This is a genomic window from Parafilimonas sp., from assembly GCF_051953455.1.
In the GTDB taxonomy this organism is placed as follows: Bacteria; Bacteroidota; Bacteroidia; order Chitinophagales; family Chitinophagaceae; genus Parafilimonas.
Genome location: NZ_JBQCIT010000031.1, coordinates 111,598 through 137,768, shown reverse-complemented (window position 1 = coordinate 137,768; position 26,171 = coordinate 111,598). Strand labels below are relative to the sequence as shown.

20 protein-coding genes are annotated in these 26,171 nt (G+C 40.3%); 12 read left to right on the top strand and 8 right to left on the bottom strand.

Annotated elements, in window-relative coordinates:
* Positions 1-7 precede the first annotated feature (7 nt).
* Together hemE and ACTHN6_RS12300 are read right to left on the bottom strand one after the other, a co-directional pair.
* Positions 8-1,036, bottom strand: coding sequence for a uroporphyrinogen decarboxylase (hemE, locus tag ACTHN6_RS12305; protein ID WP_440436063.1), 1,029 nt, complete (start codon positions 1,034-1,036; stop codon positions 8-10).
* A 177-nt stretch (positions 1,037-1,213) separates the two neighbouring features.
* Positions 1,214-2,668: an NADP-dependent isocitrate dehydrogenase gene (locus tag ACTHN6_RS12300; RefSeq protein WP_440436062.1), complete on the bottom strand. Its 1,455-nt coding sequence runs from the start codon at positions 2,666-2,668 to the stop codon at positions 1,214-1,216.
* Positions 2,669-2,801: 133 nt separating this feature from the next.
* Here ACTHN6_RS12300 and ACTHN6_RS12295 point away from each other — a divergent pair, with 133 nt between their 5' ends.
* A complete protein-coding gene (locus ACTHN6_RS12295) occupies positions 2,802-3,440 on the top strand; it encodes a DNA-3-methyladenine glycosylase family protein (RefSeq protein ID WP_440436061.1) in 639 nt (212 codons plus the stop codon).
* A 1-nt stretch (position 3,441) separates the two neighbouring features.
* Here the strand turns inward: ACTHN6_RS12295 and ACTHN6_RS12290 are convergent, their stop codons facing one another.
* Positions 3,442-4,212: a DUF5995 family protein gene (locus ACTHN6_RS12290; RefSeq protein WP_440436060.1), complete on the bottom strand. Its 771-nt coding sequence runs from the start codon at positions 4,210-4,212 to the stop codon at positions 3,442-3,444.
* Positions 4,213-4,350: 138 nt separating this feature from the next.
* On the opposite strand from ACTHN6_RS12290, the gene ACTHN6_RS12285 reads away from it, so the two are divergent.
* Positions 4,351-4,731: a BlaI/MecI/CopY family transcriptional regulator gene (locus ACTHN6_RS12285; protein ID WP_440436059.1), complete on the top strand. Its 381-nt coding sequence runs from the start codon at positions 4,351-4,353 to the stop codon at positions 4,729-4,731.
* A gap of 5 nt (positions 4,732-4,736) precedes the next feature.
* Positions 4,737-6,254 (top strand): M56 family metallopeptidase, encoded by a 1,518-nt coding sequence (locus ACTHN6_RS12280; protein WP_440436058.1) that lies wholly within the window; start codon positions 4,737-4,739, stop codon positions 6,252-6,254.
* An 83-nt stretch (positions 6,255-6,337) separates the two neighbouring features.
* On the opposite strand, the gene queA is transcribed toward ACTHN6_RS12280, so the two are convergent.
* Complete coding sequence (queA, locus tag ACTHN6_RS12275; protein WP_440436057.1) at positions 6,338-7,387, bottom strand: tRNA preQ1(34) S-adenosylmethionine ribosyltransferase-isomerase QueA; 1,050 nt, start codon at positions 7,385-7,387, stop codon at positions 6,338-6,340.
* Positions 7,388-7,657: 270 nt separating this feature from the next.
* Here queA and ACTHN6_RS12270 point away from each other — a divergent pair, with 270 nt between their 5' ends.
* The 8 genes from ACTHN6_RS12270 (at position 7,658) to ACTHN6_RS12235 (ending at position 20,362) form a co-directional block, all read left to right on the top strand.
* On the top strand, positions 7,658-8,950 hold the full coding sequence (locus ACTHN6_RS12270; RefSeq protein ID WP_440436056.1) for a M28 family metallopeptidase: 1,293 nt from the start codon (positions 7,658-7,660) through the stop codon (positions 8,948-8,950).
* 218 nt (positions 8,951-9,168) lie between these two features.
* Positions 9,169-9,849 (top strand): YceI family protein, encoded by a 681-nt coding sequence (locus ACTHN6_RS12265; protein WP_440436055.1) that lies wholly within the window; start codon positions 9,169-9,171, stop codon positions 9,847-9,849.
* A 138-nt stretch (positions 9,850-9,987) separates the two neighbouring features.
* Positions 9,988-10,383, top strand: coding sequence for a hypothetical protein (locus tag ACTHN6_RS12260; RefSeq protein WP_440436054.1), 396 nt, complete (start codon positions 9,988-9,990; stop codon positions 10,381-10,383).
* Positions 10,384-10,794: 411 nt separating this feature from the next.
* The gene (locus ACTHN6_RS12255; protein ID WP_440436053.1) at positions 10,795-11,949 is read left to right on the top strand and encodes a patatin-like phospholipase family protein; all 1,155 of its coding nucleotides are present in this window, start codon (positions 10,795-10,797) and stop codon (positions 11,947-11,949) included.
* A 143-nt stretch (positions 11,950-12,092) separates the two neighbouring features.
* Positions 12,093-12,647: a hypothetical protein gene (locus ACTHN6_RS12250; protein WP_440436052.1), complete on the top strand. Its 555-nt coding sequence runs from the start codon at positions 12,093-12,095 to the stop codon at positions 12,645-12,647.
* A 221-nt stretch (positions 12,648-12,868) separates the two neighbouring features.
* Positions 12,869-14,239: a TRAFs-binding domain-containing protein gene (locus ACTHN6_RS12245; protein ID WP_440436051.1), complete on the top strand. Its 1,371-nt coding sequence runs from the start codon at positions 12,869-12,871 to the stop codon at positions 14,237-14,239.
* A gap of 24 nt (positions 14,240-14,263) precedes the next feature.
* Positions 14,264-14,983, top strand: coding sequence for a hypothetical protein (locus ACTHN6_RS12240; protein ID WP_440436050.1), 720 nt, complete (start codon positions 14,264-14,266; stop codon positions 14,981-14,983).
* A 60-nt stretch (positions 14,984-15,043) separates the two neighbouring features.
* Positions 15,044-20,362 (top strand): CHAT domain-containing protein, encoded by a 5,319-nt coding sequence (locus ACTHN6_RS12235; protein ID WP_440436049.1) that lies wholly within the window; start codon positions 15,044-15,046, stop codon positions 20,360-20,362.
* Between the two features lie 5 nt (positions 20,363-20,367).
* Here ACTHN6_RS12235 and ACTHN6_RS12230 read toward each other — a convergent pair whose 3' ends face one another.
* From ACTHN6_RS12230 to ACTHN6_RS12215, 4 genes are all read right to left on the bottom strand, one after another.
* Positions 20,368-20,859 (bottom strand): cytidine deaminase, encoded by a 492-nt coding sequence (locus ACTHN6_RS12230; protein WP_440436048.1) that lies wholly within the window; start codon positions 20,857-20,859, stop codon positions 20,368-20,370.
* Positions 20,859-21,104 (bottom strand): DUF6429 family protein, encoded by a 246-nt coding sequence (locus ACTHN6_RS12225; protein WP_440436047.1) that lies wholly within the window; start codon positions 21,102-21,104, stop codon positions 20,859-20,861. The genes ACTHN6_RS12230 and ACTHN6_RS12225 overlap by 1 nt, the downstream gene beginning before the upstream one ends.
* 131 nt (positions 21,105-21,235) lie before the next feature.
* A complete protein-coding gene (locus ACTHN6_RS12220) occupies positions 21,236-21,751 on the bottom strand; it encodes a hypothetical protein (protein ID WP_440436046.1) in 516 nt (171 codons plus the stop codon).
* A gap of 11 nt (positions 21,752-21,762) precedes the next feature.
* Positions 21,763-22,197 (bottom strand): hypothetical protein, encoded by a 435-nt coding sequence (locus ACTHN6_RS12215; protein ID WP_440436045.1) that lies wholly within the window; start codon positions 22,195-22,197, stop codon positions 21,763-21,765.
* A gap of 340 nt (positions 22,198-22,537) precedes the next feature.
* Here ACTHN6_RS12215 and ACTHN6_RS12210 point away from each other — a divergent pair, with 340 nt between their 5' ends.
* Positions 22,538-26,155: a histidine kinase gene (locus ACTHN6_RS12210; protein WP_440436044.1), complete on the top strand. Its 3,618-nt coding sequence runs from the start codon at positions 22,538-22,540 to the stop codon at positions 26,153-26,155.
* Positions 26,156-26,171 lie beyond the last annotated feature (16 nt).

The following is a 26,171-nucleotide window of genomic DNA, read 5'->3' as shown; positions in this document are numbered from 1 at the left end:
CAGAATATCAGGCATATTCCTTTACTGCTTCCACGAATGCCTTTGCATGAGCAACCGGAACGTTTGGCGTAATACCATGGCCAAGGTTAGCGATGTATTGCTGAGCGCCAAAAGCATCTATCATTTCTTTCACCCATTGTTTTATCTGCGGAACCGGCGCCAGCAATTTAGCCGGATCGAAATTGCCCTGTAAAGTGATATTGTTATTAGTGAGTATTCTTGCCTGTTTCGGCGAAACTGTCCAGTCCAAACCAATAGCTGATGCGGAAGATTTACTTAAATCTTCCAAAGCATACCAGGTGCCTTTTGGAAATAAAATAACCGGTGCATCGTCTTTTACGGCATCTGCAATTTGTAAAAGATAGGGCTGTGCAAAGTTTTTAAAATCTTCCGGCGATAAACTGCCTGCCCAGCTATCAAACACCTGTACACAATCAGCGCCGGCTTTTGTTTGCGCCTTTAAATAGTCAATGGTAATGGTTGTAATTTTTTGCAGTAGCTGATGCGCGAGTTCAGGTTCAGTGTATGCAAACTGTTTGGCCTTATCCCAGGTTTTGCTGCCCTTGCCTTCAATCATATAACAAAAGATTGTCCATGGCGCACCGGCAAAGCCTATGAGGGGTACCGAACCATTCAATTCTTTTTTAGTAAGCGTTAATGCGTCCAATACATATTTCAAATGCTCTGCTGCATTTTCAATATTGAGTGCATCAATATCTTTTTTTGTTTTGATAGTTTTTGGCAATGATGGCCCTTTGCCTTCTTCCATCAATACTTCTACGCCCATTGCCTGCGGAATAACAAGAATATCTGAAAAGATGATGGCAGCATCAACACCAATCTGGTAAACGGGCTGTAACGTTATTGCTGCCGCCAGTTCCGGTGTTTGCACCCGCGTAAAGAAATCGTATTTGTTACGAAGTTTTATATAATCAGGAAGGTAACGGCCAGCCTGCCGCATCATCCATACGGGTGGGCGGGAAACAGGTTCTTTTTTTAATGCTTTTAATAATAGATCGTTTTTTAAACCACTCATAATATTTGAATAAATCTATTCTGCTAATTCATTTATTTGATATCCCTGCTTTGTTCTCTGCGGCATTGCTTCATATTGTTGTCATGGAATACTACAATACAAGCGGGCAGAATTCACAGGCATTGCTACAAAAAATATGCACGGCTGTTGACGGTAAACTGTTAGCTGTTGACTTTTCTACTGTCCCTGCGCCAAACTATAAGCCCGTTTGTCACCCAGCATCAATAATAATTCTGATGAACATATTTTAAAATCACCGCTGAGGCTTACGTATAAACCCAATATATCCTGCTGCTTTAACAGTGTATCATCAATACTTTCAAAGCGCACATTGTATTGGTTTACAAGATTGGTATAAACCGATCCTGTTGGCCAAACCTGCGTGCCTCGGTTACTGATATTGATAAGTTTGAATTTTACGCCGCCGTGGCGAAGACATTTATTTGCAATAAAAACAGGTTGTTCATCGCTTTCAATGAAAAAGTCAACACCAATAATATTTTCCGCAGGCGCATTGGCCGATTCAAGCATCACATTTTCATTCAGCTTAAACATGGTTGCTGTAACCGGCGCATCTTTTAACAGCGGTTTGGCGCCCTGTTCCGGCTGCTTGCCAAAATTGCTGATAATGGCTTCTGCAAATTGTGTTGTATTTACTGAAGGAATTGATTTATTACCAAAGTCGCCGGTATGAACGCCCTGTTCCAGGGTATAAAGCAAGGCATTTTCAATCATGGTGGCGCTTTGCATTAAACCAAGATGGCGCAGCATGCCGATACCGCTTAACAATAATGCTGTGGGGTTGGCAATATTCTTTCCGGCAATATCCGGCGCTGTGCCATGCACGGCTTCAAATATGCAGATATGATCGCCTATATTGGCCGACGGTGCAAAACCTAAACCGCCAATTAACCCGGCGCAGAGATCGCTTACTATATCGCCCTGTAAATTGGTAAGCACAATTACATCAAACGTATCAGGTTTTGTAACCAGCTTCATGCAAAGGTCATCCACTATTACATCATCGGCTTTAAGATCAGGATAATCTTTGGCTACTTCCTGGAAAACTTCAAGAAATAAACCATCGGTTATCTTCATGATATTGGCCTTATGAGCACAGGTTATGCGGCGTGCTTTTTTCTTGCGCGCCATTTCAAAAGCATATTTAATAACCTGCATGCTGCCCGGGCGCGTAATGATTCTGCGGCTGATGGCTACATCGTTGGTGATCATGTGTTCAATACCGCCGTACGTGTCTTCAATATTTTCCCGCACAACGGTTATATCAATCGGGATACCCGCTTTACTGAAAACCGTGTCAACGCCATGCAGGGTTTGAAAAGTTCTTGTATTGGCATATGTGTTCCAGGTTTTACGCGCTGTAACGTTGATGCTTTTTACGCCCTTTCCTTTCGGCGTTTCCATCGGGCCTTTGAATAAAATGCCAAGCGTTTCTATGGTTTGTCTGGCTTCGGGCGTCATACCGGTATTAAAACCTTTATCAAATACCCATTTGCCCATATCAACGGTTACATATTCAAGCGGAACCTTTGCCTCGTAAAATATTTTTAATGTAGCATCCATTATTTCCGGGCCGATGCCATCGCCTTTTGCAACTGCTATTCTTCGCATAAAGCAAAAGTAATGTGCTGGTGTGATAATAACGCTGCTGTACTGATTGCCTGGCGCCGGATTATGATTTTATTGAGAAAATGAATGATGAAGGTTAAGCTATTTTTGCTGCCGTTTTAAACATCCACCTTTCATGCTTCACACATATAATAAAGAAGATTTTCATTCAATATGCCATGCACTGGCTGCAAAAGATGCCGACCTGAAAGGTATTGTAGAAAGATGGGGGTTGCCGCCCATGTGGACAAGACCTGCTATATTTCAGTCGCTGGTGCTTACCATTCTTGAACAGCAGGTTTCGCTGGCTTCGGCCTATGCGGCTTTCAGCAAACTAAAAGCTAAGATTGGTTTTGTAACACCCAAGAAAATAATGGCATTATCTGATGAAGATTTGAAAACCTGTTATTTCAGCCGGCAAAAAATAATATATGTGCGGGCTTTGGCAGAGGCGGTTATTTCAAAAAAGATCAATCTTAAAAAAATAAACCTTGCAACAGACGATGACATTCGCACAACCTTAAAACAAATAAAAGGTATAGGCGACTGGACGGTTGATGTTTACCTCATGCATGCTTTGCAACGCGCCGATCTTTTTCCTTTAGGCGATATTGCTTTGGTAAACAGCTTAAAGCATATAAAACAATTGCATGCCGCCATTACCAGGGAAGAAATGCTGGCCATTGCGGAAAGCTGGCGGCCCTACAGAACGGTTGCCTCCATGCTGCTGTGGCATGATTATATTAAACGGAAAAACATTAAAGTGTTGGGATAAATTATGCCGTTGTTACTTCTTTATTCAGCTTGTTAATTTTAGAAGCTGTTGTTCCCGTTTCAAATAACCGCAATGCATACATAACAGTGGAAGACCATGCGCCGGGATTTAAAATGCGGTTGCCAAAAGCATTTACCTTTTTATCACGCCCGGTTATATAGGCCTGCTGCGCATTTTCGGTTAGCAATGGTGCATACGCTAGTGCAACCTGCCAGGCCGCTTCCCTCGCTACGATCATGGAAAACCCTGCCATAGAATTTTCAAGATCGCCGGTATTCAATTTCGCAATTAATTTACTGAGTGGCCACATGGAAAACAGCTTAAGTTTTACATCATTTATCATGGCAATGAGCAACGCATTTATCTTCAGGAAGTCATTATGAATATCATTGATTTTATCACCGGGCGAAATGGTAGCCGTTGCAATGCCAAGGTCAAGGCTGATATGCGCATTCATGCCGAGCAATAAATGATGCATTACCATCGGCTTCCATTGTTTGGTTGCGTCAAAAGCAAGCTGCCACGAAGTAGTGCAAGCATTTCCGGCGGCATAAGTATTATAGGCATCAAGGTAGCGGTTAGCGAATAACACATCCAGCTTTTCCATGCGCGGGCCATCATCAAAATATCCCTCATTAATTTTTTGTGCAACAGATTCTGTTACACATCTATACAATACAGCAAAATAGCCCATCCTGCTACCGGTGGCAATGGAATGATCAACAATTTCATTAAGCTGCTCTATTATTTCTTTTATAGTGGATGCTGCCATAGCGTTAGTTTATGTTGCGTTTTTCCCGAATTAAAACTAAATTAAGCCTGACGATGTTTGGCCTTTCATCAAAAAAATTTCTTCTTAACGTTCATTTTACGAATATAATCGTACATTGCCGCTGTTAAAATAATAATAATGAATACTACGAAAGCTTTAAAACCCACCGATAGTGAGCTGGAGATACTGCGGGTGTTGTGGGATAAAGGTGAGGCCACTGTGCGGGAAGTACATGAAGAACTGGCGGCAACAAAGGATTGCGGTTACACCACCACGCTTAAACTGATGCAGATTATGTTTGAAAAGGGCCTGGTTATTCGCGATGACAGTAGCCGCACACATATTTACCAGGCCAATGTAAGCCGGGAAAAAACGCAGCAGCAACTGGTAAATAAAATGGTGGATACATTGTTTAGTGGCTCAAGATCTCAATTGGTAATGCAGGCGCTTGGCACGCATACACCAAGCAAAGAAGAGTTGAACGAAATACAGCAGCTATTGGATAGTCTTAAAAAATAACTAACGTGCAGTTATTCTCTCAATCGTCTTTTTTACAGGCATTAGCTTACAGCCTTATTGCTAGCGTGTGGCAGATGGGGGTTTTGTGGCTTGCGGTGATTGTGGTTTTGAGAAATTTTAAACTTTCTGCTGCACAAAAATTCAATCTTGCCTATGGCGCTCAGTTAAGCGGTTTTGCTTTATTTATTTATACATGCATCAACGCCTATAAAACCGGCACCGGTAAAATAATCATCAATGCCCGCAATGCTGATTTTGTAACGAATGCAGGTTCTTTTATTAACGCAGTAATGCCTTATGCCGCGGCTTTATATTTAGGTATATTACTGTATAAACTTGTAAAACTTTCGTTTGTATTTGGAAATACACAGCAAATTAAAAAACAGGGCCTCAGAAAAATTGCTGCTGAGCAAAGAATATTTGTTCAGGAATGTGCACAGTTATTTTCCATACATAGAAAAGTAAAAATTTATTTATCCGATAAAGTTATCTGCCCGCTTACAACAGGTTTTCTCAAACCCATTATATTAATTCCGGTTGCGGCCGTTAATCATCTTTCAACACAGCAGCTCGAGGCCGTTATACTGCATGAGCTTGCGCATATAAAACGCGCCGATTATCTTTTGTATATGCTGCAAAGCCTCGTTGAAAAAATATTCTTTTTTAATATTTTTTCAATCATGCTGGGGGAGATTATTGAAAGGGAAAGAGAGAATGCCTGTGATGACTGGGTGTTACAGTTCAGGTATAATTCAATGCACTATGCTGAAGCTTTGTTTAAACTCGGCAGGTTAAAAACTATGCCTGCCATAGCTATGCCGCTGCAGGGCAGAAAAGAAAACCTGCTGCTGCTGAGAATAAAAAGGTTGTTGCATAATGACAAAGCTCATCATCAAACAATTGGTTTCAGGCCAGTATTATTCGGATTATTCAGTTTAGTTATAGCTGTTGGCATGCTTATTTCCCCGTCTGACAACAGACAACCAATACATGCATTTCAACCTGTAAATGTTGCTAAAATTAATACTGCATCTGCCACGCATATTGCGAATGTAGCTATGAATAAAGTAGAAGAAGAGCCCGTTGCACAATTGACGGAAAGCGAAGCCAGGCAGGAAGATAATGAGATTAAGCAACAACAAAAGGCAGAGAAGGAAACAGCTTCCAAAGCAAAAATAAATACCAGGGAGACGGAGCTGAAACAAGCCGGGTATGAATTGGCGATTAAGCAGAATTATCTTTATAATGTAAGCCAGCAATTAGATTCTTTGCGGTTAGTCATGCCTGAAGTTAAACAGGCTGTGGCAGCGAATGTGCAGCTTAATACAGAGCAATTGCAGAAGGCCATTTCTTACCAAAACTTTAAACAGCTTGAAGCAATGATTGCCGCAACCGGTGATTCTATTTCTGTAAAAGAAAGCAAGGACACAAAAAGCAGCTATAAAAAAATGATTACTATAGAATCGTTTGATAAGAATGGCAATAAGCATGTATATTCTGTGATTGTGGAGCTGTATCAATAAAATTGTTACCCATAGTAATTACATAAAAAAACCGGCTGATATGTTATCAACCGGTTTTTTGTTATTCAGCTTTAAACCTTCTCTTAAATAATCAGCATGGCGTCACCATAACTAAAGAAACGGTATTTATCTTTTATTGCTTTTTTATAAGCTTCCATTACAAGATCATAGCCGGCAAATGCACAAGCCATAATCAATAAACTTGTTTTGGGCAAATGGAAATTGGTAACCAGGCTGTCTGCAACATTAAAGTTATAAGGCGGATGAATAAAAATGTTTGTCCAGCCTTCGCTTGGCTTTAAAAGTTTTTGTGCAGTAAAACTTGTTTCCATGGCGCGCATAGTAGTAGTGCCGATGGAACAGATGCGGTGGCTGGTTTCTTTTGCTTTATTTACAATCTGGCAACATTCTTCATCAATGCTGTAATATTCAGCATCCATTTTATGCTTGCTGAGATCTTCCACTTCTATCGGGCGAAAAGTGCCAAGACCTGTGTGCAACGTAAGTTCGGCAAAGCGAATACCTTTTATTTCGCAGCGTTTTATCAGCTCCCGGCTAAAATGGAAACCGGCTGTTGGTGCAGCCACAGCGCCTTCATTTTTTGCATACACGGTTTGATAACGCTCTTTATCTTCTTCGTCAGGCTTGCGTTTAATGTATTTAGGCAGTGGTGTTTCACCTAAAAATTCAAGCATATTGCGAAAGCTTGCATCGTCGCCTTCCCATAAAAAACGAATGGTTCTGCCACGGCTTGTTGTATTGTCAATTACTTCAGCAACCAGTTCATCATTTTCACCAAAATATAATTTATTGCCTACGCGTATTTTTCTTGCCGGATCAACAATTACATCCCAAAGGCGGTTGGGCTTATTCAGTTCACGCAGTAAAAACACTTCAATGCGGGCGCCGGTTTTTTCCTTGCGGCCATACATGCGCGCCGGAAAAACCTTTGTGTTATTTACTACAAAAACATCTTTGTCATCGAAATAATCAAGAATGTCTTTAAAATGCTTGTTCTCAAGTTGCCCTGTCTGGCGGTGTACAACCATCATGCGGCTGTCTTCACGACGCTTTGTAGGGTTTTGTGCAATAAGGTTAAGAGGAAGGTCAAAACGGAATTGGGAAAGTTTCATCTGAATGTTTGTTTTTTTCTATTGCAGATGAAATGCCAGATATATTAAATGCGGCATTTCAAGTGTTGTATTCTAAATTATGTGCCACATTCAAACCGCTTCCGCCTTACGGGGCGGTTAAAACGTATGCCTTTCAAAAATAAAGGCTGCAAAGGTAATTCAAAAAGATATATAAGGGAGGGTTTAACAAGAAAATAGAATTTGAACTTATCAATCTTTTGGTTCAAAAATAAAACCTGCCTTTATCTTTATCTTTTTAAACCTATTTATATGCGGAAGGAATTTTTATTGTTATTGCTGTTAGTTGGATTCAGTATTGCTTTATCGGCACAGGATGTTAATAAAATAATTACAACATCAGAGGTGGAGCGCATTGAAAAAGTCCTGTCTTCCGATGCCATGCAGGGCCGCAAAACTTTTTCACCGGGTATAGCCGCTGCATCTGCTTTTATTGAAAATGAATTTAAACAAACAGGATTACAATTCCTTCCGGGCTTAAACAGTTACCGCCAGGTTTTTTACATGACCGAAACAAAAAATAATACCGCCAATGTTTCAATTGATGGTGTTACCATTGCTGATTCAAACCTCGCCGTTATTTCGTTTGCACCCCATGTTAGCCTCACGCAGAATGATGCTGTTGAAATTGTGCATATTGACTCTGTAGCCGAGCTGCGCAGTAAAATAGGGCAGATATTTGGCAGCGCAAAAAACCAGCTGGTGCTGGCAGATAATTCTTTAAAACGGTTTGCAGGCAGGTTAGTAAGTATGGGAAGCTCTTCCATGGATTCTACGGCAAAATCAATTGTTATTGTATTTGGTGTTAAAGAAGCAAATTCATTTGCCATCAACCTGGATAATACCATCAGCAAAAAGGAACTGAATAATGTGGCAGGCGTATTACCCGGTAAAACAAAGCCAGATGAATACGTTGTTTTCTCTGGCCATTATGATCATCTCGGTATTGGCGAGCCAGATTCTACAGGAGATTCCATTTACAACGGCGCCAACGATGATGCCGCCGGAACTACGGCTGTATTATTACTGGCGAAGTATTTCAAGGCATTAAATAATAATGCACGCACATTAATATTTGTAACATTTACGGCAGAAGAAATAGGCGGGTTTGGCTCCGAATATTTTTCCAACCAACTCGATCCCTCGAAAGTAATGGCCATGTTTAATATTGAAATGATTGGTACGGAGAGTAAATGGGGCATCAATTCTGCCTATATAACCGGTTATGAAAAAACCGATATGGGCAAAATTCTTGAAAAAAATCTTGAAGGCAGCAAGTTTAAATTTTATCCTGATCCATATCCCGAACAACAGTTGTTTTACCGGTCTGATAATGCCACGCTGGCAAGGAAAGGCGTTCCGGCGCATACTATTTCCACATCAAAAATGGATTCTGAAAAATATTATCATACCCAGAAAGATGAAATTGGAACACTTGACCTGAATAACATGGCAGAAATAATCAAAGCAATTGCTGCCAGCTCTGTTTCCATCGTGTTAGGAAAAGATACGCCTGCCCGTGTAAATACAAGCGAGCTGAGATAATTTAACGCTTTCAAAGTTTAACGGCTTTCCGGTTTAATCAATAAGCCGGTTCTGTCGCATGTATAAACATCTTACATGCCATTCAACTTCTATTAGCTAAAACACAACTAATTAATATCTATTATCTTATTTCTTTAAAATAAAAATATATGTATAAACATGCAAAATACATGTATAAACACTTAATTTTGCAGTATCAATTAAAAAAACACATCCCAATGAGTAAGATTAAACAACTGATTTTCATTTTTTCAGCAGCAGTAATTACGCTAACCGCATGTACGAGTTCATCAGATAAAGCTGCAACAACTTCCGAACAGGAAGCTGCGGCAGCAACAGGCAAAGAATATCTGGCCGATATTAATAACAGCCTTGTTAACTGGAGGGCAACCCATAAAGGAGGGTTTGCGCCCAGGTATGGAACGCTTAAAATTGCCGACGGCAGTATTGCCGTTGAAAACGGTGCTGTAACAGGTGGAAGCTTTACGGTTGATGTAAACAGTTTATGGGTTGATTCAGCTTCTGTTACAGAAAAAGATAAAAAAGCAATTAACCTGCAGAACCATTTAAAAAGCCCTGATTTCTTTGATGCTGCAAAATATGCAACTGCAAAATTTGTTGTAACAGGTGTGGCACCTTATGATTCTTCAAAGGCCAAAAGCCTCACAGATGGCGCCACCCATCTGGTAAGCGGGAACCTTACTATAAAAGACAGCACAATCAATATAACTTTTCCCGCAAAAATTATGGTTAGCGATTCAAATGTTGATATCGCCGCAAAATTTTTAGTTGACAGAACTTCATGGGGACTTAGCTATGGCGCAGAAGGAAACCCGGCAGACTGGATGGTTAGCAAGGATTTTGAACTTGGACTGGATGTAAAAGCAACAGCTAAATAAGCAAGGGTTTTTTGTGATAGGAACTGGCCTGGAAGCACATTTCCGGGCCTTTTTGTTTTATAGAATTTTATATTTTAGTGCATAACACTTTTCTTGCAAGAAATCTAAGGATGGTGTCAATAACCAACATACGTTTCAATGAGATATTGCCTTTGGCTGATTCTTGTGTTTGCCTGTAAAGAAGAACAAGTTTATATTAAACATATTGATTCGCTGACCGAAATAGATACGGTGCAGGCAGGAAGTAAGTTGCAATACAATAGAAGCGATTATTTTATAGTCTTCAATTATGCAAAAAATGATCAGTCACATACAGCAATAGAGAAATATGTGTTAGAGTATAGCAATGATTTTTCGAAGAAATTTGATAACTACCATATCTATTTTTATAAAAAATCAAGTGCGACTGATACTAATTATATCAGGAACTTTCCGGGAGGAAAATCGTATAAAGCATTATTAGATGAAACTTTTTTATTTGAATATCAATGGTATGAAGGTAAATTACTTACATCTCCTACAATAAAGCAATAATCTATTTTGAAAAATGCACTTATAATTATAGTTATATGCCTGTTTTTACAAAATTATCTCAAGCGCCATCCATAAAATTTTGAGATTTGCATTTTCCCCGTATTAGGCTGAGTAAAAATTATGTTTAATCTGTTTGATATTATTAACACCATTTCAATACACGCGCAGTCCAAAGTAAGCCGCACTCGCACCCGTCGCAAGAACTTCTTGTTTACTTATGGCCTTAGTTAGAAAAATTTTTTTAGCGGGCTCACAGCTTTCAGCAAAACATATATTATTTTTTTCTCCATCCAATAAATCAATATATTAGCATAGCTAACATTGCTAATCTCCATTATCCTCATGTTTTCAGTGTATAGAAAAATTACGTCTATGCCATTGAACTGATTAATAAATTTTAAATTAATAACCATGTCAATCTGGGGGCCATTACAACAACGTTATGAAACAACGCAACCAAGAAAAATGCTTGCACTGGACGGCGGCGGCATACGCGGTGTGCTTACACTTGAAATTTTACTGGAACTTGAAACGCAGTTAAGGGCTGCATTAAATGCAGATGAGAAATTTGTGCTGGCCGATTATTTCGATTACATCGGTGGCACCAGCACGGGTGCCATTATAGCAGCAGGTTTATCATTAGGCAAATCGGCGCAGGAAATGCTTGACTTTTACCAGCAGAAAGGAGAAGCAATGTTTGATAAAGCTTTCCTGCTGAAAAGGGTAAAATATTTTTATAATGACGGGCCGCTGTTGCAGGAGTTGAAGAATACATTCGGTTCTGGTAATATTGACCTGCAATCCGGCGCTTTTAAAACATTGTTGCTGGTGGTAACCATGAACCGTTCAACAGATTCTCCGTGGCCCATCAGCAATAATCCGTTGGCAAAATTTAATGATCCTTCTCTTCCCGATTGCAATTTGCAGATTCCGTTATACCAGTTAGTGCGTGCCAGTACAGCAGCGCCTGCGTATTTCAGGCCGGAAACTTTACAGTGGGACCCGAAAGACCCGGATAAAACGTTTGTGTTTGTTGATGGTGGCGTTACGCCTTATAATAATCCGGCATTTTTAATGTACCGTATGGCTACGCAGGCGCCGTATAATCTTAACTGGAAAACAGGCGAAAAGGAATTGCTCATCGTTTCTGTTGGCACCGGTTCTGCCCCAAGCCCCGGCGTATATGATAACCTGCTGGAGACTTTAAAAGAGCTGCCCAACAATTTAATGTATGCCATGCAGGTTGACCAGGATATAAATTGCCGTACGGTTGGCCGTTGTGTTTTTGGCGCCCCAATAGACCTCGAATTAGGCGATATGACACCGCTTGGCGCAGATGGTAAAATATTACCACTTACCAGCGATGCCAGCCGCCATTTTACCTATGCAAGATATAATGCGAACCTTAGCGTGGAAGGTTTAAAAAATGCGGGCCTTGGCCATATTGATAGTGATAACGTAAGGGAGATGGACTCAACAAAATATATGCCCCAGTTACGTGAGGTGGGCCGCACTGTGGGCAAACAGCAGGTAAAAGTGAAAGAACATTTTGCCAATTTTCTCTGACGGATAATTGACTTTTTGGTATAACGGCTAAACTGCGGTTTGGCTTATGGTGCTACGTGGTTCTAATTGTCAATAGTTGTATATAACGGTTGCGCTTTCAATGCTCTTTCAAACTAGCTTAAAAATTATAGTAAATAATACGCATGAAGCATTTTATTTTATTCACCGGCCACATGATAGATGCAAAAGACAGGCAGGCACCAAGATTTCCTGCACATAAAGAAGAAAAAGCCAGGCGGGAAATAAAACTGCGTTTATTCCATAAGAAATTAATAATAGAATCACCATTGCAGGGCATTGCAAGCGGCGCATGCGGCGGCGATATATTGTTTCATGAAATCTGTGTGCAGCTTGGCATTCCTTCAGAAATTTATCTGCCAGTGCCACCCGAAGAATTTAAAAAAGGGTCTGTATCGTTTGCCGGTAAACAATGGGATGAACGTTTTGACAAGCTGCTTAAACAATTGCCTTATTATGTATTGCCAGAAAATGAAGGCGATGCTGCTAGCATGAATATCTATGAACGCACCAATGAATGGATGCTTGAAAAAGCCCTTGTCAACGGTGGCAAAAACATGAGCTTGATTGCTTTATGGGATGGTGGCGGTGGCGATGGAAAAGGCGGCACTAAAGGCATGATTAATATGACAAGAGAAAAAGGTGCTGCTGTTGGAATTATCGATATAAAGAAAATATAACTGCAGTTTATTTTCCTGTAACCAATCGGGGAAAACCACTGTATGATTTGCGCTGAGATTAAGGATGTTTACACCTGCAAATTCAGTTTAATTTCTAATGATCAGTTTATGAAACCGGGCAGGATAATTTTTTCTACACAAGAAAATGTACATAGCGAGGTTCCCTGCCCGACTGTGCCGTTCAGGCGGGCATGAGATTATCAAAAAATAAACTTGCACAAATGAAAACATGTTTTGTTGTTATGGGGTTTGGGAAGAAAACAGACTTTGAAACAGGCCGCGTTCTGGACCTTGACAAATCGTATAGGAATATGATAAAACCTGCTGTGGAAGCTGCCGGCCTTTCCTGCATCCGCGCCGATGAAATTGTGCATTCCGGCGTAATAGACGTGCCCATGTACGACCAGCTTTTAAACGCCGATGTAGTGGTTGCTGATCTTTCAACTTCCAACAAAAATGCTATTTACGAATTAGGCGTGCGCCATGCCCTGCGGCCGTATACAACCATTATTATTTGCGAAGATGGGTTTAAAGTTTTTCCGTTCGATATTAATCATATTACCATCCGTCAATACCATCACCTGGGAGAAGATATTGGCTTTGACGAAGTGATGCGTTTCAGGGAGCAGTTAACAAAAGCGGTAAAAGAAATTGCTGAAAAAAATTCTCCTGATAAAGACAGTCCTGTTTATACTTTTCTGCCGGCATTAATGCCACCGGAAATAGAAGCCATAAGCGTAGCGGCGGTTGCGGCAATTGCATTGCCACAGGCTCCTCAACCTCCGGCTGCGCCAGATCAAACACACAGCGCTTTAATGCAGCAGGTAGATGATGCACAAGCAAAAGGCGATTGGATTACGGCAAAAGCATTGCTTTCTACTATACGAAATATGATGAAAGACGAAGTGAAAAGAAAGCAGGCCGAGGCAACCGTTGAAGTGATCGATCAGCCGGAAGACCCATACTTATTGCAAAGGCTGGCACTGGTAACTTATAAAAGCAAATTCCCCACAGAAAAAGAAGCGCTGACCGAAGCACATCATTTACTTAATTTAATGAAGCCTGAAACATCCAATGATACAGAAACGCTTGGCTTGTGGGGCTCTGTGCACAAACGGCTTTGGGAAATAACTAAACAGCTTGACTATTTAAACGAAGCTATCCGCGCTTATAAAAGAGGATTTTATTTAAGGAATGATTATTACAACGGTATTAATTACGCTTTTCTTTTAAATGCCCGTGCCGCACAGCTTACAGATCACGCAGAAGCCATTACAGACTTTATTAATGCCCGCCGCACAAGAATAGAAGTTGTAACAATATGTGAGGAATGGTTTGAGAAAAATCCAATGCCTGATGAGCATCAAGTAACACCCGATATTTTAAAAGATTATTTTAAAACATGGTATTGGGTAAAGGCTTCGCAGGCAGAAGCATTTGTTGGCTTGAATGAAGATGATAAAGCGCAGGCTGCATTGAATGCTGCTTATGCAAAAGCGCCGGAAACCTGGATGAAGAGTACCACGGAAGAACAAATTACCAAACTGAAAACATTGCTTGAAGATTCTCCTTTAAAGTTTATAACACAATAATAAAAACACCTAAAATTTCATACTATGATCGACTTTCAGCAAAACCTCTATGTAGAGGAATATAATTTTAAAGAAACAGAGGAGCTGCGTTCTGCTGTTCGCGGTGATATTCCTACTTCCGAACAAATAAGCGGTATCGAAGTACGGCTTTCAAAAGCCAGCATCATTGATAACAAAACAAGAAAGTTCGGCCCTTTTCCCGGCCTTGCTACCATTTATTTTATGAACATTGTTTTATCTGATCTTTCCACCTCTGAAATTGATTTAAATCTTAACGGATTTGAAAAGGTGGATGATAAACAAACACTGGCGGTTGACCGTACTTTATTTTACTGGAAGAAAGCAGATGATACGCCAAAGCCTCCTTCGCAGATTCACATCATGTCATCGCTTTTAAAAAGCAAGAAAGGATTACGCGATACAGCCGCGGTTGTGGCATCCGCCAAAGACGATAACAATTTTAAAGACCTTACATCGCAATTAGGCTCCTTGTTAAAAACAGCTTCCAGCTTTACAACCATCAGCGGTATTATTTTCCAGGTGGCAGGCATTGTGGGCAATTTGCTTAAAGATGTGGAAGATAAACCTTTACTCACCCGCTTTCAAAGTTTTACAGATCTGGGCGGCAACTTTAACCAGTTGGGCAGAACAGATAATCCTTTTACCAACCGTTATGCAGAACTGGATTATTCTATTTACATAAGGGATGTGGAAAGGCAAAAAGAGGCCGATTCCAAGCAATAATCTTAACTAAAAACTTCCGGTTTTATAAATAAAGTATCTCTTCTTCTTAACTGACAAATCATGAAAACACTGAAACTTTCTGTAAACGGGGAAAAACAAGATGTAACAAAAATTAAAAATGAAACACCGGGCATTGTATTAAAAGACAGCATTCTTGTATCTGCCGTGCAAAGAGGAGGGGATGCTGAAAAGCCATCGCTCGAAATTGCGCCGGACAACCTGGTTGAACTGGTGTTTGATGATAATACGAGATGGTTATGCCCGTCCGACACACTCGAAGAATTATACCCCGGCAGCGTTGTTCAGAAAAGAGATGGTGAAGCCGTGCTGGAATTACCATCTGAATTGGAACATCCTGATGCGAGCCGCTCTCTGTTTGGAAAAATTGCACTGAAAGTGCTGAATCTTTTTGTAAAGGAAAAAGGTGCAGGCGCCATAATGGGCGAGCTTGCAAAAGACCTCGAAAAAAAGCAATTGGACAGCCTGCGCGGCCTGGTAAGGATTACAAAAGATTTTGATCTTGTGAAACCAGATGGTATTGATGCATCAAGGCCATTCGTTTTATTCATACACGGTACCAACTCTTCCACAACAGGTTCTTTTGCTGAATTGAAAGGCACCAGCCTGTGGGATTATATTGTAAGCAGCTATGGCAATAATATACTTGCATTGCAGCATGAAACATTAACCAAAAGCCCGCTCGAAAATGCAGTGGATTTAATAAACCAGTTGCCTAAGAATGCCATCCTTCATATTATAACGCATTCGCGTGGCGGTTTGGTTGGCGAAATTTTATGCCGTTTCAGTAATGGTGTTGTTATGGGTTTTTCTGAACAGGAAAAGAGTTTGCTGAATAAAGAAGACAGAAGTAATGATATTAAACAGATAGGATTGCTGCAACAGTTAAGTCCGCAAAAAAAGTTTGTTGTCAATAAATTTGTACGCGTTGCCTGCCCGGCCGGCGGAACAACTATAATTTCAAAACGGCTCGATCATTTTTTCAATATCAGTTTAAACCTGCTTGGCCTCATCCCGGGCTTTGCCGTAAGCCCCGTGTACACGGCTATGAAGAGCCTGCTGGTAGCTTTGATAGATCAAAAGAATGATATAAATGTTTTGCCCGGTCTCGAAGCCATGAAACCGGATTCACCGTTTATTACGGTGCTTAATAATCAAAACAATCAAAGCGGCAGTATTTTGTTAAGCAATCCTGTTATAGCCATAGCGGGCAATTGTAAAACAAAGCTTAACCTTAAGGCGCTCGTTATAATTGCCAGCAAGCTTTTTTATCTTGAAGAAAACGACCTGGTTGTAAATACCAAATCCATGTATTGCGGCTCCAAGCGTTTAAACAAGCTGGAGTATTTTTTTGATGAAGGCGCAGACGTAGATCATTTCAGTTATTTTAAAAACAAGAAAACCAATGAAGCCATTTTGCTCGCGCTTAAAACAGTAGCAGGGCCTGTAACCGGCTTTTCTGAATTTTCAAGAGGCACCATTGGCGAAGCCGAAAGGAATGCGGCGCTTGGCCTTGACGGCGGTGAATATTCAACCGGAGAACCTTCCGGTAAAAAGCCCGTTGTGATTTTATTGCCTGGTATAATGGGATCTTCTTTAGCAAACAACAACGGTCTTTTATGGATCAATTATTTTAAGTTTCTTACCGGCGGCTTAAGCAACCTTTCTTTAGACAATAATGATATATCCACTTCTTCCATTATTAAAACATCGTATAAAAAATTGGGCGATGCTTTGGCGGATAAATATGACGTGGTAACGTTTGCGTTCGACTGGCGTTTATCACTGAAAGAATCTGCAGCAAAATTTAATGAGAAGATTATAGCCTTATTAAAACTTAACCAACCTATTAAAGTTGTAGGCCATTCCATGGGCGGTGTGCTGGTGCGGGATTTCATGGTTTTTCATCCCGATACATGGGAGAAGCTAAATACATCTAAAGATTTTAAATTATTATTCCTCGGTTCTCCGCTGCGCGGTTCATTCCGCATTAATACGGTGCTTTTTGGCGAAGATGATATCATTAATAAATTAAGCAAGATTGATATTGCTCATTCCAAAAAAGAGCTGATAAAAATGTTTGCCACCTTCCCTGGCATACTCAGCCTTTTGCCATTTACTATTGATAAGGAAAATGATTTTGCTGATATTGGAATATGGGAAAAAATGTGCGATGCATTTGGCGATACCGGCTGGCCTGTTGCAGGTAAAGAGAACAAAGCATTATTATCAGGCTTTCAACAATATCGCGATGCCGTTCTAAAAGCATCAAAGGATATTGATTACAGCAACGCTGTTTATATAGCCGGGCATGACAAACAAACGCCCTGCGGTTATAGTATTGAAGAAACCATTCGCGGGAAAGAGCTTGTGTTTTACTGCACAGGCGAAGGTGATCAAAGCGTAACATGGGAGTCTGGCATTCCGAAACCTATGATTGACGCCGGCACGGTTTATTACGTAAATTATTCGCATGGTGCCTTATCCAATACACCTGCAATTTTTAATGCGATAAAAGAGATACTGGAAAAGGGCGAAACCAATCTCATCAGTAAGAACAGGCCGGTTATAAGAGGCGATAAAAAAGTATTCCGGAAACCGGAAACCACTGACTTTGATCTTTCACCTGAAGGCCTTGCCAATACATTATTAAGCCTGCCGTCATCAGATGAAAGCATCAGCATAAGCGACCTGCCCATAAAAGTAACGGTATCGCACGGTGATCTTAAATATGCATCCTATCCTGTTTTAGCCGGTCATTTTAAAAATGATGGTGTGTTATATGCGGAAGCCCGTATTGACGGTTTGTTGAATGGCATTTTATCACAACAACATAAGCTGGGTTTATATCCCGGCGAAATAGGAACGCATGATATACACCTTACTTACAGCAACGGTGGTTTTCCCGGCGCTATTATTATTGGGTTAGACGAACCGGGCAGCCTTACAGGTTTTGAACTGGCAAAATCGGTAGAATTAAGCATTGAAAAATATCTTATAAACATCATCAATAAACAAAATCTTAATTCGGGTTACCAGGTAAAACAGCCGCTTGGCGTTACATCATTAATTATTGCCTGTGGGTATGGCGGCCTCTCCGTTGAAAATTCAGTTGATGCAATTTTACAGGGCATCATCAATGCCAATACAAAAATCAGCAGCCTCTTTAAAGAAAAAGCAAAACATATAGAATGTGTTGAATTTGCGGAACTGTATGAAGACACAGCTTTGCGGTGCATGTATGCCATACGCAGGCTGGGTAAAGAAGCCGGCGGCACTTTAAATATCACCATCACAAATAACACTTTAAATAAAATACCGGGCGCTAAAAAACAAATGCTGCTTGATGAAACCAACGACTGGTGGAATCGTATAACTATAACAAAGCAGGAGAATAAAAAGGCTGAAATAACAGGCATGCGTTTTTCCATATCAACCAGTGCGGCAAGAGAAGACCTGCGAACTGTTTATACCTGTACCGGCATTGTAGATGGTTTAATGAAAGAAATATCAACTGATAACAACTGGACCGGTGAAAAAGCACGAGCCATTTTTGAACTGCTTATACCAAACGATTTTAAAAGCCGGTTAAAAAAACATGGCAATATAATATGGGTACTGGATGAATATACGGCAGGCTTTCCCTGGGAACTACTGCAGGATAAAAGCCAGGATGCAACCCCGCTTTGTATAAATGCAGGTATGATACGCCAGTTGGTTACTACAAACAGCAGGCTTGTAATAGACTCGGTTCCGGGAAGTACAGCGCTGGTTGTTGGCGATCCTGATCTTAAAGGGTTCTTTCCTCAATTACCGGGCGCTTATAAAGAAGCCGATGAAGTATCGAAGTTGTTAACCGGCCAGGGTTATAATGCAAGAACACTGCTTAATGAATCTGCAGGAACAATAGTGCCTGCACTGGTAAGTGCTGACTACAAGATCATTCACCTGGCGGGCCACGGGGTTTTTAATGAAGACCCGGATAAGCCGTCAGGCATGGTGATTGGCCAGAACAGTTTTCTTACTACTGCAGAAATAGCGCAAATGAGCACTACGCCTGAACTGGTATTTGTAAATTGTTGTTTTCTTGGTAAAACAAACGGCGTAGCTGAATCGCTTTTCCAGGAGCGGTTTAAACTGGCTGCTAATATTGGTACGCAATTAATTAATAATGGTGTAAAGGCCGTTATTGTTGCAGGCTGGGCGGTTGACGATGAAGCTGCTTTAACATTCGCCATGAAGTTTTATGAATGCATGTTCCAGGGAAAAACTTTTGGTGAAGCCGTAAAAGCTGCAAGGGAAAATATATATGATAATTACAGGAACAAAAACACCTGGGGCGCTTATCAAACTTATGGCGATCCTTTTTACAAATTGAATGAGCGGGGCGGTAGCAGCACGGAAAAAAATTATATCATATCAGAACAGGCAGAAACCGATCTTAATAATTTGCTGAGCGACTTAGACACGCCTGATGTAAATAAGGAAGCCATTAAAAACAAGCTTGCACAGATTATAAAAGAAGTGGAAAAGCAAGAGCTGAGAACGCCGCGCATCACAGAAATGGAAGCTTTTATTTATAAAGCTTTAAACGATTATGAAGCGGCTATAAAAAAATTTGAAGCATTGTTATACTCAGAAAATGCATCTTACTCATTTGCTGCAGCAGAGCAATATTGCAACATAAGGATTAAGCATTTAATAACCGGTATTGACAGCGGCTTGCCAACAGGCCCGATGCAAAAAGAATTTGACAGAGCTATAGCAGACCTGCAGGCATTAATCCATTTGAATCCATCGGCAGAGCGGTATATATTGTTAGGCAGCGCTTTTAAAAGAAAAATATATTTCTATAAAAACAATAAAGCAAAAGCGCAGCAGGCAGTAGCATCTGCTTATAAGAATTACCTGCTGGCATTTGAAGCGTCGAAAGAAAAAAATATTAATGCTTATATAAATTGGGCTTCACTTAAGAACATACTTGTGCTGGCGGGTTTGGAAACATGGGATGCAAAAGAACCGGCAGCTATAATAAAACTGTTGAAAGAAACGAAAAGCAGCCTGCCTGAAACTGTAATTATTCATAATGATTACTGGGACAGCATCATTACTTCAAACATAGAATTGTGTTTATGGATGTTAAAAGCTTCAGCAGAAAAAAGTAAAATGCCTGATACAAAAAAAGTGATAGAAAGCTACCGCCAGGTTTGGGATATGATAGGCAGCCCTGATCAGAAAAAGATAGAGGTGCAACATGTGAATGCTTTGATACAGGCCATTGAAATTTTAAAACCGGATCATTTTATATTCCCTGATTTAACAGCCCTGCGGGATGGTTTCAATATGATGATAGAAGGGTAAAATAATTACAACATATCATCACCATTAAAATTAAGTGGCAATAAAAAAGAGGCATCATCAATTATTATAGCCTTTCCTTTCATACCGGCGAGTATTAACCGTATAGGATGTTTTACACGTTGCTGATATTCCATTAAGCTTTGCCTGCATATACCGCAGGGCGAAATGGGATGATCGCTTTTATTGTTTTTATGATTGATATAGCTGATGGCTATTGTATCAATGGCAACTTCACCGTAAACAGCGGTGATGGCTGAAAGCAAAACCCTTTCTGCGCAAATGCCTGCCGGAAAACTTGCATTCTCCTGGTTGGTAGCCGTAATAATTTTTTTGTTGGATAACAAGGCTGCGGCGCCTACAAAGAAATCTGAATAAGGCGCATAAGCTTTTGCAGTAATTTCCCTGGCTTTTGATAAGAGTAATTTGTCTTCGTCATTCAGCAGGCTGTCGTTTTCAAATTCGTGATACGAAAAAGTATATTTTTTTGTATTTGCCATTATTCCATTTTTAAATTATTAAGCAGGATCTCCAGTCTTTTTGCAACTTCAATGCCCTTTTCAGTTAAAAACAATGATTTTGCTGTTTTGCTTTGTGTAATAAACCCTTCTTCCTCCAGTTTGTTTAATGTATCAAAATTGTGTCCCTTCCACGCCCGGCGTACGGGTTCAAAATATCCTTTCTCTTCCCAACTATTTAAATAGAGTAATAATAGTGTAAGCATGTTTATTTTATCCTTCTGCATATTGAAATTTTTTAAACGTGCAAATTTGCTTTTTACAAATAGTAACGCCTAAAGATATCACGGAATATAAACAAAAAACCCCTTTGGAAAAAGGGGTCGCTTACACTGCTATGCATTATGACATTGCATAGTTATTTTGATTTGGTAAACTGCTGTGTTTGTTCCAGTTCCCCGTTTTCAATCCTTGCAGTTATTACCTCGTCATTGTTTTTTAATTGTACCACCCAGATGTGGCGGCCTTGTTGCATAACTTCAAAAACTGTAGTGATATCATGACATTGATATTCACTTTGCACAAACGCTTTTAAGTCTGCCGGCAGCAGGGTTTCTGTTCCATAAATTATTGTATAAATAAGGCGGCCGTTTTTACTGAACAAAGCATTGGCCCGCCTGCCATCTATATAAAAATGATTCAAGAAATTATTTCCGGCCACACTCCAGGTGCCGGTCGTTGCTTCTCCAAATTCCTTTATAAATGCTTTTTTAATTTTCGTATTTACAATGGTTTTAGTTGAAGCTTTATAACTTTCTTCTGCTGCATTTGAAAACAATACCGCTTTATTTGCCGCAGTTTGTGCGCCTGTGTTGCCGGCGCAAATGCCTGTTGTAAAACAGGCAATCAATGCATATAATATTGGCGCTTTCATATAGTAATTATTTAATTAACCTGTGTATTAAATTTTTGTTGCCTGGCAATGGTACCATCGCTCAGAATATCCAGGTTATACAGTTTTTCACCTTTTGACAGCTTAACATTGTAGAGAATATTTTCACCTGCTGTATATTCTGTAACGCCAAGTATTTTGGAGCCTTCAAATTTTTTATTCAGTTTAATGATGATGTTTACCGGAAGGTCATTTCCATCTGTATATTTCCATGAGCAAACAAAATCGCCGTCTTTATTATAAAGCGCTTTTTTAAAGTTGCCGTTTTGTGTAAAGCTTACAAAGAAGCCATCTTTATCATCGGTCCATTTTACATTCTTTGCATTGGGAAATGTTTCATTAAACTTTTGCTGCAAAGAAGACCCTGGCGCTGCTATTGCTGAAGCCATTATTAAAAGGCTGAGCGCATATACAATTACTGTTTTCATAACATCACTTTTTTGGTTATTGAATGCATGAAATTATGCCTGCCGGCAGGCTAAAGTCAAGCGCTTATACAGCACTGGTTTGTTAAAGCGGATTGATGATTTTACCCACCACTGTACGAAATTGGACGAAGGGAAAAATCTAATTCCCGAAGCGGGATTTTATAACCTGAAGCAGGAGCCCGGCCCGGAGGTTTAAGGGCCTGGCTTATATGTTAACTTGTGTTAAATGGATGATAAGCGGCTTGCAGTATATTGCTTGTTGCAGGTGCTTATATAATTTTCATCAGCTTTTATTTATGCACGGTTTATAAACGGATAGCATGATAAAAAAAATTGCTGTTTGCACAATGAATGCTTTGTAATCATTCCTTCTTATTATATTAGTGGTATTGTGTTCACTTGTTTTAAAAGCATCATAAACCGGTATCGTTTTTTTTCGCACAGTATAATCCTGGCAGGCATGTTTGTGTTTGTGCAGCATTGTTACTGCCAGTTGCCCGATTACCACGTGCAGCAGTTTGATTATTCATGGGGTATAAGGCCTGGTAATATTATAGCGCTTAATAAGGATAGTAAAGGTTTTTTATGGATATTATATGACCGCAGCGTGCAGCGGTTTGACGGCAGCCGGATAGTTAACTTTAAGCCTGGTAACGACTTGGCTAATATCGTATGCGATAATAACGGAAGGCTTTGGCTCAACTCACGCAAGAAGGTGTTTTATTTTAATGAGAACCGGCAGGTTTTTGAAGAAGTGCCGGTAGCATCAAAAGATGATCCTAATCATTTAGGAAGCCTTTTTATTTTGCCCGGCAAACCGGTAATGGTTTCATCGCGTAATGCAATTTATGTTTACAACGAAACGGTAAACCGCTTTATATATGCTGACATAAACAAACATATTTCCCCGCCTTATTATGAATTTAATTTCACCAGTTTTCGTAACAGTATTTTTTATCAGCGGGGCGATTATGTTTACAGGTACAATACGTACAGCAACCGGATAGATAGCATTAAAAATGTTAACCCCCAATTTATTTATCCCTTTAGTGAAGACAGTGCTATTGTAAGTGCCTGGAACAATACAAGCTATTGGAATAATTTTATAAAACATACAATCACTCCCATAAAAACCCCGGCTGTTGCGGAGCCGGACGCTTTCAAATATCTTAATGTAAGAGATGTAAAACAAACAGCAGCCAACAGGTACCTTATTGCTTCTTCGTCTGGCTTATTTCAATATAATAACCTTAATGATACATTTGTTCCGCTGAATATTTATGAAAACGGTGAACAAAAACATACCGCTGACTATACAAGCGGTTTGTATGTAGACCCGGATAATTTTGTATGGATGATAACCGGCAGCGGCATCAGCCGGTTTTCTTTAAACGGCCAATCATTTGGCCTTCTGCGCATCAACAAGCAAAGGCTTAACCTGCCTGCTACCATCGACAATATAAGAGGAATAACCGGGGATGGACAGTACAACTTCTGGCTGGCAAGCGCTAATGGATTTATACATTGGAATAGGAAAGATAACAACTGGACCGCATACCTTCCCCAGGAGGGAAGCCATGATCAGCTATCCTATTCTGCCGTAAGAGGCATTGCATGGGACGGACAATATGTAATATTGGGCCCGGGCGACCTGGGTATCTGGTTATTTAACCCCGTAACAAAAAAATATAAGCGGCCTCAATATGAAAGCGACAGTACAAAACAATTAAGTGAACAGGACTATATTGATGCCATTACCACCCTGCAAAACGGTAACCACGTTATAACAGGAAAGGATGCAATTTATATACTGGATGGAAAGACATATACCCTGAAACGCCTGAAAACGCCGGCTTCCCGCGAAAACGCGAATTTTTGTTTCCAAACACCTGATGGATATGTTTGGCTTACCACGCAGTTGGCGCTGCACCTGTTTGACAGCAATATGACTTATGTGGGGCCTGTAACCCTTCCCGGTAAGCAAACACGGATAAGGGCCGGTTTCGCTACTGCGGATAACCGCTTTCTATTTACGCTGGATAACGGTTTATACATTGCTTCACGCACGGGCAAAAAAGCGGAGGTAACAAAGTATTCAGAGGTGTTTGATAATATTTTTATAGCCTCATTATACCAGGATGAAAAGGGTACTATATGGGCAAGCTCGGATAATGGCATTTATAGTTATGATACCTTACATAAGCGATTGCACCTGTATGATTATACAGATAATGTACAAGGATATGGCTTTAGCCCTAACTGCTGGTACCGCAGCCATGACGGAACTTTATTTTTTGGCGGTACCAATGGCCTCAATTACCTAAACCCGGAAAAAATGCGACGGCAAAGTGATCACCTGAAAGTTTATATTGCTTATATCAGGCTGTTCAATGATTCTGTAGTTTACAATATCAGCAACGTTTATAATATTCCTTATAATGAAAGGTCATTTGAAGTGGGGTTTGCAGCACCGTATTATAACAATGCAGGCAAAGTTCAGTACCGTTACAGGCTGGCCGGTTTTGATGATGTATGGACGAATCTTGGCAACAACAACCAGCTTCGTTTTACAGGTCTTGGCCCCGGTAAATATGTGCTGGAAGTACAGGCCAGCATTAATAATGTAGACTGGATAAGTGCGCCATCTGCATTTCCATTTATTATTAAAGTCCCGTTTTGGTTAAGCGGATGGTTTTTGCTGTGCTGCCTGGTATGCCTTTCAGCGCTGATATTTATTTCAATAAAAAGCCGCAACAGGCGGCTTCATCTTAAACAGGAAGAACTGGAAGTGGAACAAGCGGTTAACCACTTTGCTTCCAGTATGTACCAGCAGCAATCCATAAGGGAGGTATTGTGGGATGTTGCCAGGAATTGTATCGGCCGCCTTCACTTTGAAGATTGTGTAATATATGAACTCGATAAAGAGCGGCAGGTTTTATGCCAGGTGGCAGCTTATGGCGCTAAAAGCCCTAAAGCATTCACTATTATTACGCCCATTGAAATCCCGGTTGGAAAAGGTATTACAGGTTATGTGGCTCAAACGGGCCAACCGGTTATTGTAAAAAATACGCTGGAAGATAAGCGTTATATTGTGGATGATAAAAGAAGGCTATCGGAGATAACAGTGCCCATTATAATAGAAGATGCAGTTTTTGGCATAATTGATTGCGAACACTCAAAAAAATCGTTCTTTACTCAAAAGCACCTGCATATACTTCAAACAATTGCTTCCTTGTGTGCAGGTAAAATAATGAATATAAAAGCAGAAGCCGAAAAGGCAGCAGCAGAAAAATCATTGATGGAAACAAAGCAAAAAATGGCAGAAGTTGAAATGCAGGCATTACGGGCGCAAATGAACCCTCACTTTATTTTTAATTGTCTTAATTCTATTAACCGGTATATAGTAAAAAGCGACCAGGCCACCGCATCGCTTTACCTTACAAGGTTTGCAAAGCTTATAAGACTTATACTGGATAACAGCAATAATCAAACCGTTACCCTTTCCAGTGAGCTCGAAGCGCTGAAGCTATATATTGAAATGGAAAGCATTCGTTTTGAAAAACAATTTACATATACCATTACAACGGATGAAGATGTTTGTGCTGACAGCTTATTTGTTCCGCCGCTTATTATTCAGCCTTACGTGGAAAATTCAATATGGCATGGATTGCTACATAAAGAAGAAGCCGGGCATCTTTCGGTTCATCTTTCCATCAGTAATAATGTATTGCAATGCATGATAGAAGATAACGGCGTTGGCCGGCAGCGTGCCATGGAATTGAAGAGCAAATCAGTTTCATCAAAAAAATCTTTGGGCATGAAGCTTACGGAAGACAGGCTGGCCCTGCTTAATATGCACGTGCAGTTTGATGCTTCTGTAGAAATAAGTGATCTTAAATATAATGATGGCAGCGCTGCCGGCACAAGGGTTATTATTATGATCCCTGTTGATCAGTAAACGGAAAAAGTATTGC